Raw genomic sequence first — 11,139 nt, forward strand, 5'->3', positions numbered from 1 at the left:
CCTGCTGCAACCGATAACCGAAACAAAGGTGGCGCTTTCGGGAGGCTGCGGGAGCCGTAACTCGGCGAAGGAACCCACCGAACCGGCGAACGTCGAGTTTATCTGGCGCAGCGTAATTCGGCCGGAAGAACTGGTTCCAATTACACCAAGTTGAGCCGCCCGAGCAGTCCTGCTTTGTAGGAGCTGCCGATGGGAACCCGCACCGGCGTGCGCGCTGCGCCGTCGTCGCGCACGCTGTCCAGCAGCGCCGAGTCGGCTTCGATGGCAATGATGCGGTCGAGGCGTACGATGTACTTGCGGTGCACGCGCGCAAAATCGCGGCCCGGCAACTTGGTTTCGAGGTCTTTCATCGTGCCGTACACGGTGAGGCGCTCGCGGGTGGTGTGCAGGTTCACGTAGTCGCCCAGGGCTTCGACGTATTGCAGGTCGGCGGTGCACACGCGCACCAGGCGCTGGTCCTGCTTCACGAAGATTTCGTTGCGGTGGCTGGCATACATGGCTTCGCCGGTCGAGTTGGCCATGCGCAGCACGCCCTCCAGCTTCTGCCGCTCGTCGTCGAGCTGCAGGCGCACGCGGCGCAGTTCCAGGTGAGCCATTACCTGGCGGGCCAGAATGCGCAGGGCATCGCGCTGGTCAGCGCTGAGCTCGCGGGGCACGGTGTCGAGCGCGCACAGCGTGCCCAAGGGCTGGCCTTCGGGCGACAGGAGCGGAGCCCCGGCGTAAAAGCGGATGTGCGGGTCGCCGGTTACCAGCGGGTTGTGAGAAAACCGGGTGTCACTGGTGGCGTCGGGTACTTCGTACACGTCACTGGCACGCATGGCGTACTGGCAAAATGCGTGTTCGCGGGGCGTTTCGTGGGCGTCCATGCCCACGCGCGCTTTAAACCACTGCCGTTCGCCGTCAATCAACGAGACCAACGACATGGGCGTGCCGCAAATGAAGGCCGAAAGTTGGGCGATGTCGTTGAAAACCTGTTCGGGGTCGGTATCCAGAATTTGGTAGCTGCGAAGGGCCTCCATCCGTTCGGGTTCGTTTACTTGGCGCAGACTGGAATCGGCGGGCGTTTGGCGTTTAGGAGGTTTCACAGCGAATAACGACAGAAAAGTGATAGGTGCTTAAAGGCTCAATAAAAGGATTGGCACAGAAATGTTAGAACCATTAGCAAAGCTAACCCGATGTCCCGGCTAGTGCGCGCCATTCCGGTCAATCCCAAATTTGCCCCGACTAAAGGAAGGAATCTGACTGCCAAGGGACAGCTTCATCCATCAAACACCAGCAATCGGGTATCTTTGGGACTCCAAAAGCCTTTCGGCTGCGTATATCCTGCTTTAACCCTTTAACTGGGCCCCGCGTCCGTATTGTCATGCTTCATTCTCTGTTTCTAATTGGCAGCTTCGGCACCACCGAAATCCTGCTCATCGTTTTTGTTATTGTGTTGTTGTTTGGTGCCAAGCGCATTCCCGAGCTGTTCAAAGGCATGGGTCAGGGCGTGCGGGAGTTCAAGGACGCCAGCAAGGTAGAAGAGCCCCAGCAGCCCCAGTACCGCGACCAGCCTGCCGCTCCGGTGCAGCCGCCTTATCAGCAGCAGTATCCCCAGCAGGGCGCGCCGCAGCAAGGCTACCAGCAGCCCGTGCCGCCGGTTTTCAACCCCAACGACCCCAACAATCAGCCGCGCTAGTGGGCGCATCTTGAGTTATGCAAACGCCATTCATTCTTTTCCTAGGCGACATCGGCGGCTCCGAGCTCATGCTGATTATGGTCGTCATCCTGATTTTCTTCGGGGCGAACAAGATTCCTGAGCTGGCTCGGGGCTTGGGCAAAGGCATCCGCGAGTTCAAAGACGCCAGCACCGAAATCCGCAAGGAGTTCGAGCAGGCCGGCCAACCTGCTCAGCCCAACTACCCGGCGCAAAACCAGTACCCCACGCCGCCTGCTTCGGTCCCGGTGGCCGATAACGGCTCGGGCTTCGACCCCTGGGCGACGCCTGCCTACGTGGCCCCTACGGCTGACGCCGAGTATACTGGTATGGAGCACCCGAACATTCCTAGCCAGCCCGCCGAAGAGCCGGCCCCGCCGGTCGCCTCGTCGCTGCCCCCCAACCTAGCGCCCGAAGGCACGCAGCCCCGGCAGCCCTACCGCCCCGCCAACCCCGATGCCAACGCCTAAATTTGGTCATCTAATCTGCAAATAGTTTGAAGCGTTTTCAGTCTTTATCCGAAGTTCGTAGCGAGCTGGCGGCAGGCAATACGACCTGCCGCCAGCTCGTTGAGTATTATCTGGGCAACATCGAGCGCCAGAACCCGACATTAAATGCCTTCCTGGAGGTGTGGCCCGAAGAGGCCCGCGCCCAGGCCGACGCCGTCGACGCCAAGCTGGCCGCGGGCACGGCCGGGCCATTGGCCGGCATGGTCATTGGCATCAAGGACGTGCTGGCTTATGCCGGGCACTCGCTGCAAAGCAGCAGCCTGATGCTCGACGGCTTCAAGTCGCTGTTTACCGGCACGGCCGTGCAGCGTTTGCTCGATGCTGACGCCATCCTCATCGGCCGCCAAAATTGCGACGAGTTCGCCATGGGCGGCTCGAACGAAACTTCGTATTTCGGCCCCGCCCGCAATGCTGCCGACCCGGCCCGCGTGCCCGGCGGGTCATCGGGCGGCTCAGCCGTGGCGGTGCAAGCCGATATGTGCCTGGCCTCGATTGGCTCCGACACGGGCGGCTCGGTGCGGCAGCCGGCTGCTTTTTGTGGCGTCATTGGCTTCAAGCCCACCTATTCGCGGATTTCACGCTACGGCTTGGTGGCCTTTGCCTCGTCGTTTGACCAGATTGGTCCCATCACCCGTTCGGTGCAGGATGCGGCGCTGCTGCTCGAAGTAATGGCCGGTCCCGATGGCATGGACAGCACCGCCAGCCAGCGCGAAGTGCCGGCGTACAGCCAGCAGCTCACGCCCGCCGCGCACTACCGCATCGGCTACATCGCCGACGCCATTGACAATGAGGGCTTGAACCCGGAAATTAAGTCGGCGCTGGAAACGCAGTTGGACATTTTGCGCGGTCAGGGCCACGTGGTGGAGGCGGTGGAGTTCCCTTATCTCGACTACATGATTCCGACGTACTACATCCTCACCACTGCTGAGGCTAGCTCCAACCTGGGCCGTTTCGATGGAGTGAAGTACGGCTACCGGGCCCCCGACGCCACGGATTTGGAGTCGCTCTACAAGAAGAGCCGTGCGCAGGGCTTTGGAGCGGAAGTGCAGCGGCGCATTTTGCTGGGCACCTTCGTGCTCAGCGCCAATTACTACGACGCGTACTATACCAAAGCGCAGCGCGTGCGCCGGCTGATAAAAGACAAAACTGACGAGTTGTTGCGCCAGTACGATTTCCTGGTACTGCCCACCACGCCTACCACGGCTTTCAAGCTTGGCGAGAAGCAGGACCCGGTCTCCATGTATTTGGCCGACATTTTCACGGTGCAGGCCTCTTTGGCGGGCGTGCCGGCTATTTCAGTCCCGGTAGGGGAGGACGCCGCTGGCTTGCCAATTGGCTTGCAGGTAATGGCGGGCGCTTTCCGCGAAGCGGAGCTACTGGCATTTGCCGGTACGTTGACAGAGGAAGTACTAGCGTAGGAAGCTGTTTTTATTGTTTTTAGACAGAGAGCCCCCGGTTGCCGAGGGGCTCTCTGTTTTTCTGCCGAGCGAGGGCTGCCTCACGCCAAGCCAAAAACTTTGGGGCTATCTCTACAAGTTCTTTACCCTTGCCCTATCTTAGTGCTATGAAGCAAGGGATTAAGCAAGTGAAAACTGACCAGAACGGCCGCTTGTGGCTGGCACTGGTGCTGCCTTGGCTGCTGGTGCAGACGACGGAAACCAAGGCCCAACAGGTACCGCAGCCGGACACCGCGGGCCGGGCAAAATCCACCATGCCAGCCCTGTTGGGCGACACCGTGCGGGTGCGCCTGGAGCTTCAACCCGACTCCCTGGTGGCGGCCCCGATGAGCATCGACTCGGCGCGCCTGGAATGGTTGCGGACGCCTCCCACCATGCGCGACTTAGTATGCGACCGGGTGGGCTGCTTCGAAACCGATGTGCCGCACCAGTTTAATAATGCGGTGATGGCCTACGTGAACCTGTTCACGGCCCGCAACCGCAGCTACATGCAGCGCGTGCTGGAACGCGAAAACCTGTACTTCCCTCTCTTCGAGAAATACCTGAAGCAGTACAACCTGCCGACGGACCTAAAATACCTGGCCGTGGTGGAGTCTGCCCTGATTCCTACGGCGAAGTCTCCAGTTGGCGCGACCGGGCTGTGGCAGTTTATGGGACCAACTGCGGGCGACTTGCGCCTGAAGCGCGACGAGTGGATAGACGAGCGCATGCACCCCGAGAAAGCCACCGAGGCCGCCTGCAAGCACTTGCGCTACCTCTACGGCGTTTTTCATGATTGGGAGCTGGTGCTGGCGGCCTACAACTGGGGCGCGGGCAGCGTGCAGCGCGTGATGCGCCGCACCGGCAAAAAGACTTTCTGGGACCTGTACCCCCACATGCCGGCCGAAACGCGCAACTACGTGCCCACGTTCACGGCCATCATGTACAGCATGAAGTATGCTGACTCGCACGGCTTGCGGACGCCCACCCTGCGCTACCAGTACGCCGAGCCCATGGACACCCTGGGTTTGCGGGGCCAGGCCTTCGACCTGCGCCGCCTGAGCCGCGCCTGTGGATACGAGGATTCGTTGTATTTGACGCGTTTCAACCCCGAGTTGCGGAGGGCGGCCCTGCCGGCGGGCTACCGGCCGTACGTCGTGCGCTACCCTTCGGCCGCGGCGGTGCATTTGGGGGACGTCGACCGCGCCACGTTGTTGACCTATTGCCAGCCCACGGCTGAGCTGCCGCAGCCATTGCCCATCTTGCCCCCGCGTTTGGATGGGGTGGAGCCGTGGATGAGCAAAGAAATGCTCGCCGCCACCGAAGGCCCCCGCGCCCAGACCGAAGCCACCGCTCCCCGGTTCCGCCGGGTGCCGCACAAAGTGCGGAAGGGCGAGACGTTGGCCAGCCTAGCCGAGCGGTACGAGGTGAGCCAAAAGCAGCTGCGCCGCTGGAATGACCTGCCCAAAGGCCGTGCGCTCAAGCCGGGCAAGCAGTTGGTGGTGTTTGTGCCGCAGCCGGTAACGGCGCCGCGCAAATCGGCACCGCTTGAGCCCATCGCCGTACCAGAGGCCATTGCAGTTGCCCCGCGGTCAGTGGTGAAGCCCGCGGTTTCAACCGAAGAAGCTGCGGCCTTGCGCGAACAGACCGAAGCCAACGTCCGCGAAGTAGCGCGCTTGCGCGAATTAAGCCGACAGGAAAAACTACAAGAAGCGCGCCTCGTCGCTATTCGTCAGCGGCAGGCCATTCAGCGCGCCGCGGCCGAGGCACAGGCGCGTGCCGATGCTAAGCGCGTGGCTAAGGCTTCCACTGCTGACCCCAAGCGTAGCGAAGCCAAAGCAGCCGCAACCGTCGCTCCAGAGCCGGAAGAAGTGGTGGAGACCGCGCCGGTGGTGGCCGCTGTTGAAACCGGCAAGCCCTACACCGTACGCAAAGGCGACAACCTCACCAAACTGGCCCGCGAGCGCAACCTGAGCGTGGCCCAGGTGGTGGAGTGGAACAAGCTGGAGTCGGAGAACGTGCTGGCAGGGCAGCGGCTGGTGTTCCAAGCGCCTGCCGAGCCCGAAGAAGTTGCGGAAGCGCCGCGCAAGCAGCCCAAACCCGTGGCTAAGGTCGCAGGGGCTGGTTCTCGCTCGACGGCGGACAAGCGGATGGAGTCCTCCAAGGTGCACTTGGTGCAGCCGGGCGACACGCTGTTCAACATATCGCGCCGCTTTGGCGTGAGCGTGCAGGACCTGCGCCGCGTGAACCACCTCACTTCCGACGAAGTGAAGCTGGGCCAGAAGCTGCTGGTGCCGCAAGGCTGATGCCTTGTTGGCGCCCCGGTTTCCCAACCAACCTCGGCCTTAGTCCGCATTTCGCCCTAATTTCGCCCTACACGGCCGCGCCGCCCGCGCGGCCGTTACTATTTCTGAATTTCCGATGCTGAAAATAAACCGACAAGACGCCCTCAACTACCATTCACAGGAGCCCGCCGGCAAAATTGAAGTGGTGCCGACCAAGCCCGTCAGCACCCAGCTTGATTTGGCCCTGGCCTACTCGCCCGGCGTGGCCGAACCGTGCAAAGCCATTGCCGAAAACCCCGACGACGTGTACAAGTACACCGCCAAGGGCAACCTGGTGGCCGTGATTTCCAACGGCACGGCGGTGCTGGGGTTGGGCAACATTGGTCCCGCGGCCAGCAAGCCCGTGATGGAAGGCAAGGGCGTGTTGTTCAAGAAGTTTGCTGGCATCGACTGCTTTGACATTGAAATTGACGCCTCCGACCCTGACGAGTTTATCAAGATTGTGAAGTCGCTGGAGCCCACGTTTGGCGGCATCAACTTAGAAGACATCAAGGCGCCGGAGTGCTTCCGCATCGAAACCGAATTGCGGGAAAAGATGAACATCCCGCTGATGCACGACGACCAGCACGGCACGGCCATCATCACGTCGGCCGCGCTGCTGAACGCCCTGGAAATCGTGGGCAAGAAAATCGAGGAAATTCAGGTGGTGGTGAGTGGGGCGGGGGCGGCGGCCGTGTCTTGCCTGCGGCTGTACCTGGCGCTGGGCCTGAAGAAGGAAAACGTGGTAGTGTTCGATAAGGACGGCCTCATTCATGCTGGGCGCACCAACTTGGCGCCCATTCAGATGCAGTTTGCCACCACTCGCTCCATCAATAACCTGGACGAGGCCATGGACGGGGCCGACATGTTCCTAGGCCTCTCGGCGGCCAACGTGCTGCCGGCCGGGCTGCTGCTGCGCATGGCGGCCAACCCCATTGTGTTTGCCTTGGCCAACCCCGACCCCGAGGTGAGCTACCAGGTGGCGATGGCCACGCGCGACGACCTCATCATGGCCACCGGCCGCTCCGACCATCCCAACCAGGTGAACAACGTGCTGGGTTTTCCCTACATTTTCCGGGGGGCTTTGGACGTGCGCGCCACCGAAATCAACGAGGCCATGAAGCTGGCGGCTGTGCGGGCTTTGGCGGAACTAAGCAAAGAGCCCGTGCCCGAAATGGTGAACAAAGCCTACGGGGATAACACGCTCACCTTCGGCCGCAACTACCTTATTCCCAAGCCGCTCGACCCGCGGCTTATCACCAGCATCAGCCCAGCGGTGGCCAAAGCGGCCATGGAAAGCGGCGTGGCCCGCTTGCCCATCGAGGACTGGACGGCCTACGAAGACCAGCTCCGGGCCCGCCTCGGCGTGAATCAGAAGCTGATGAACCGCATGACCTCGGCCGCCCGCGCGAATCCCAAGCGCGTGGTGTTTGCCGAGGCCGACAACTACAAGATTCTCAAAGCAGCTCAGATTCTGCGCGACGAGGGCATTTGCTGGCCCATCTTGCTGGGGCCGCAAGAGAAAATCGAAGCCATTGCCCGCGAAAACAGCCTCGACCTGGAAGGTTGTGAAATCATTAACATTTTGAAGCAGGATGGCAAGCGCGACGAGTACGCGGCCCTGCTCTACCAAAAGCGCCAGCGCCGCGGCATGACGCTTTACGAAGGCCGCCGGCTGATGCGCGAGCGCAACTACTACGCCGCCATGATGGTGGAAACCGGCGAGGCCGACGCCTGCATCACCGGCCTCACCAAGGACTACGGCAAGAGCATCATTCCCTCGCTGCAAGTAGTTGGTACTGAAGAGGGCGTGCGCCGCGTTTCGTCGATGTACATCATTCAGCACAAAAAAGGCCCGTACTTTTTCGCCGATACTACGGTGAACATCAACCCCACGGCGGAAGAAATGGTCGAGATTATCGGCCTCACCGCCCGCGCCGTGCGCTTCTTCGACACCGAGCCGCGCATGGCCGTCATCAGCTATTCCAACTTCGGGTCGAACTCCGGGCCGCTGCCCGAGAAAACCCGCCGCGCCACGGAACTGGCCAAGGCCCGCTTTCCCAACCTGCTGATTGACGGCGAAATGCAGGCCAACGTGGCCCTGAGCCCGCAACTGCTGCAGGAACACTACGGCTTCTCGCCGCTGGCCGAAAAGGGCGCCAACACCCTGATTTTCCCCAACGTTGAATCGGGTAACATTGCCTACAAGGTGCTGCAGGAAATCGGCGGCGCCGAGGTTATCGGGCCCGTGCTGATGGGCATGCGCAAGCCGGTGCACATCCTGCAGCTGGGCGCCTCGGTGCGCGACATCGTGAACATGGCCGCCATTGCGGTGGTCGACGCCCAGATGGGCAGCAAGGCGTTGTAGAAATTCGGCTGAGCTTAACCCAAGGCCCGTCGTGCTTCACCATATGAAACACCACGGGCTTTTCTGTTCCCATCTGTCAACCGTAAAGTGATAAATAAAATATTAAATATTTTATTTATTGGCCTACCTTTCGAGATGAAAAAATTTCTACTTCGTGGGTCGGGCATTGTATTGCTCTTGTTGGTTGCGCTGGTGGTGAATGCGGTTTGGTTCAAGCCGATTTTTATTCGTGAGTTCTACGAACGGGTTTTTATTGAATTCGCATTCGACTCGCCGGAATTGTTGTCGACCCTGCGCATGGTGGAGGGAGTCGGCCTGCAGGCGCACAACAAAGAGCTGGACGACTTGTCGGAGGCCAACCGCATCGAGCAAGTTGAGCGGCTGCACCGCAACCTCGACATGCTGCACAGCTACGACACCAGCAGCATGGACGCCCAGCAGAAGCTCTCCTACGACATTCTGGACTGGTACATGCGAGGGGCGGCCGAAGGCGAAAAGTTTCGCTACGACAGCTACCCGGTTAACCAGTTTGGTGGCGTGCAGAGTGGGTTTCCCACCTTCATGGCCACCAAGCACCAAGTGAACAACCAACGCGATGCCGAATACTACAACATTCGGCTGAGCAAGGTGAAAACGCAGTTTGCGCAGGTGCTGGAACAGTTGAAAGCCAGCGAGCAGCATGAGGTAGTGCCGCCCACGTTCGTCATCGAGAAGGTGCTGACGGAGATGACCAGCTTCGTGGCGCAAAAGCCCGAGGACAACATTCTCTACACCTCGCTGGCCGAGAAGCTGGGCAAAGTGGCTAAGCTGGAGCCCGCCGAAAAGGACCGGCTGTTGGCCGAGGCCAACAACCAGATTGCGACGGCCGTGTATCCGGCCTATCAGTCGCTCATAGCGTACTTTACCGCATTGCGCCCGCGCTCAACCAACGATGCCGGCGTATGGAAATTCCCGGACGGTGCGGCCTACTACGCCCACCGCCTGAAGCAAAGCACCACCACCGACCTCACCCCCAGCCAAATCCACGAGTTGGGCCTGCGCGAAGTGGCGCGCATCGAGGCCGAAATGGCCGTCGTCTTAAAAAGCCAGGGCCTCAGCGGCACCCCCGGGCAGGCAATGGCTCAGTTGAACGAAGACCCACGCTTTCTTTACCCCGATACCGACTCGGGCCGCGCCCAAATACTGACCGACTACAAGCGCATTCTCGCGGAGGCCAGCCAGCGCATGGCGCCCGCCTTCCGCATTCGCCCCAAGGCCGTGCTGGACGTGCAGCGCGCGCCCGCCTTCCGCGAAAAAACGGCGCCTGCTGGTCAGTACAGCGCCGGAGCTAAGGATGGCTCGCGGCCGGGCGTCTTCTTCACCAACCTGACGGACATCAAGGCCACCCCCAAGTTTACCATGCACACCCTGGCCTACCACGAAGGCATTCCGGGCCACCACTTCCAAATCAGCATTGCGCAGGAGCTGAAAGGCCTCCCCACGTTCCGCACACTGGTGCCTTTTTCGGCTCATTCCGAAGGGTGGGGGCTGTATGCCGAGCAGCTGGCCTGGGAAATGGGCTTGGAGAAAGACCCTTTCGACAACCTGGGCCGCCTGCAGTCTGAGTTGTGGCGGGCGGTGCGGCTGGTGGTCGATACCGGCATTCACGACAAGCGCTGGACCCGCGAGCAGGCCATTGCCTACATGCACGACCGCACCGGCCGGGCCGAATCCGACGTGGAGGCCGAGGTAGACCGCTACATCGTGCTGCCCGGCCAGGCCTGCTCTTACAAAGTGGGCATGATGAAGATTCTGGAGCTGCGCGAGCGCGCCAAACAGGAACTGGGGCCGCGGTTCGACCTGCGCGACTTTCACGAGGTGATATTAAAAAACGGCGCCATGCCCCTCACCTTGCTGGAGCGGGTGGTGAATGCCTACATCGCCGACAAAAAAGCCAGCGTCTGAGTCGCCGGTAAGCTTTACGCCTCCATCAGGATTTCCGGAAACATCGTCTTTGTGCAAGCGCACGGGGCGATGTTTCTTGTTTTTGGCCAAATTATTTGGCTAAAAAGCTAGTAAATTTGGGATAGAAACCGGCTCCTGTGCTGTTAAGTGAGCCAGCCAGTTCCGGCTTTTTGTCAGTACTTCGGGCAATATTTCAGCGCTACTTGCCTTCTAGCGGGGCAGCGCTTGCCTCGCCTTTATCTTACTCCTGCATGATTGCCTACCTCGACGGTAAACTCGCTTACAAAGACGCCACGCTCGCCATTGTCGACATCCTCGGGGTGGGCTACGAAGTCCGGATTTCGCTGGCCACCTACTCCAAGCTCCCGGCCGAGGGCGCAGCCACCAAAATCTATACCTACCAGCACATCAAAGAAGACGGGCAGACGCTCTACGGCTTCCTCGACCCGAACGAAAAGGCGCTGTTTATGCTCCTGATTTCGGTGTCGGGCATTGGGCCGGGCACGGGCATTGTGATGGTGAGCAGCATGAGCGTGGGCGAAATCCGCGAGGCCATCGTGAGCGGCAACGTGCGGGCCATTCAGGCCATCAAGGGTGTGGGGCCGAAAACGGCCCAGCGTGTGATTCTGGAGCTGCAGGACAAGCTGCGCAAAGACGAGCTGCTGGCCAAAGCCGGCGTGGACACCGTGCCGCTGGCGCGCCAACACAATACGCGCCGCGCCGAAGCGTTGCAAGCTCTGGTGACCCTGGGCTTTGCGCGGGCTGCCGCCGAGAAGCTGCTCGACCAAATCCAGCAGAAACACGGAGGTGACCTAAGCGTCGAGGAATTGATTAAATTTGCTTTGAAGTCGCATTGAGTCTT

The 11,139-nt window shown here is 60.7% G+C and carries 8 protein-coding genes; 7 read left to right on the forward strand and 1 reads right to left on the reverse strand.

What is annotated here, in order from left to right; all coding sequences use genetic code 11:
* Positions 1-140 precede the first annotated feature (140 nt).
* Positions 141-1,085, reverse strand: coding sequence for a GAF domain-containing DNA-binding protein (locus VF629_RS14545; RefSeq protein WP_331059217.1), 945 nt, complete (start codon positions 1,083-1,085; stop codon positions 141-143).
* A 278-nt stretch (positions 1,086-1,363) separates the two neighbouring features.
* On the opposite strand from VF629_RS14545, the gene VF629_RS14550 reads away from it, so the two are divergent.
* The 7 genes from VF629_RS14550 to ruvA all read left to right on the forward strand — a co-directional run bounded on the left by VF629_RS14550 (position 1,364) and on the right by ruvA (position 11,134).
* Complete coding sequence (locus VF629_RS14550; protein WP_331059218.1) at positions 1,364-1,678, forward strand: twin-arginine translocase TatA/TatE family subunit; 315 nt, start codon at positions 1,364-1,366, stop codon at positions 1,676-1,678.
* 17 nt (positions 1,679-1,695) lie between these two features.
* Positions 1,696-2,166 (forward strand): twin-arginine translocase TatA/TatE family subunit, encoded by a 471-nt coding sequence (tatA, locus tag VF629_RS14555; protein ID WP_331059219.1) that lies wholly within the window; start codon positions 1,696-1,698, stop codon positions 2,164-2,166.
* Positions 2,167-2,192: 26 nt separating this feature from the next.
* Positions 2,193-3,623, forward strand: a complete 1,431-nt coding sequence (gene gatA, locus VF629_RS14560; protein WP_331059220.1) for an Asp-tRNA(Asn)/Glu-tRNA(Gln) amidotransferase subunit GatA — start codon at positions 2,193-2,195, stop codon at positions 3,621-3,623.
* 146 nt (positions 3,624-3,769) lie between these two features.
* Positions 3,770-5,947, forward strand: coding sequence for a LysM peptidoglycan-binding domain-containing protein (locus tag VF629_RS14565; RefSeq protein ID WP_331059221.1), 2,178 nt, complete (start codon positions 3,770-3,772; stop codon positions 5,945-5,947).
* A 115-nt stretch (positions 5,948-6,062) separates the two neighbouring features.
* Complete coding sequence (locus tag VF629_RS14570) at positions 6,063-8,333, forward strand: NADP-dependent malic enzyme (RefSeq protein ID WP_331059222.1); 2,271 nt, start codon at positions 6,063-6,065, stop codon at positions 8,331-8,333.
* A gap of 135 nt (positions 8,334-8,468) precedes the next feature.
* Positions 8,469-10,277 (forward strand): DUF885 domain-containing protein, encoded by a 1,809-nt coding sequence (locus VF629_RS14575; RefSeq protein WP_331059223.1) that lies wholly within the window; start codon positions 8,469-8,471, stop codon positions 10,275-10,277.
* Positions 10,278-10,528: 251 nt separating this feature from the next.
* On the forward strand, positions 10,529-11,134 hold the full coding sequence (gene ruvA, locus VF629_RS14580; protein WP_331059224.1) for a Holliday junction branch migration protein RuvA: 606 nt from the start codon (positions 10,529-10,531) through the stop codon (positions 11,132-11,134).
* The last annotated feature ends 5 nt before the right edge of the window (positions 11,135-11,139 follow it).

The organism is Hymenobacter sp. (genome assembly GCF_036388155.1).
GTDB lineage: Bacteria > Bacteroidota > Bacteroidia > Cytophagales > Hymenobacteraceae > Hymenobacter.

Coding starts and splice junctions, on each gene's coding strand:
- VF629_RS14550 (WP_331059218.1), top strand. CDS start 1,364: ATGCTTCATTCTCTGTTTCTAATTGGCAGCTTCGGCACCACCGAAATC.
- tatA (WP_331059219.1), top strand. CDS start 1,696: ATGCAAACGCCATTCATTCTTTTCCTAGGCGACATCGGCGGCTCCGAG.
- VF629_RS14565 (WP_331059221.1), top strand. CDS start 3,770: ATGAAGCAAGGGATTAAGCAAGTGAAAACTGACCAGAACGGCCGCTTG.
- VF629_RS14570 (WP_331059222.1), top strand. CDS start 6,063: ATGCTGAAAATAAACCGACAAGACGCCCTCAACTACCATTCACAGGAG.
- VF629_RS14575 (WP_331059223.1), top strand. CDS start 8,469: ATGAAAAAATTTCTACTTCGTGGGTCGGGCATTGTATTGCTCTTGTTG.
- ruvA (WP_331059224.1), top strand. CDS start 10,529: ATGATTGCCTACCTCGACGGTAAACTCGCTTACAAAGACGCCACGCTC.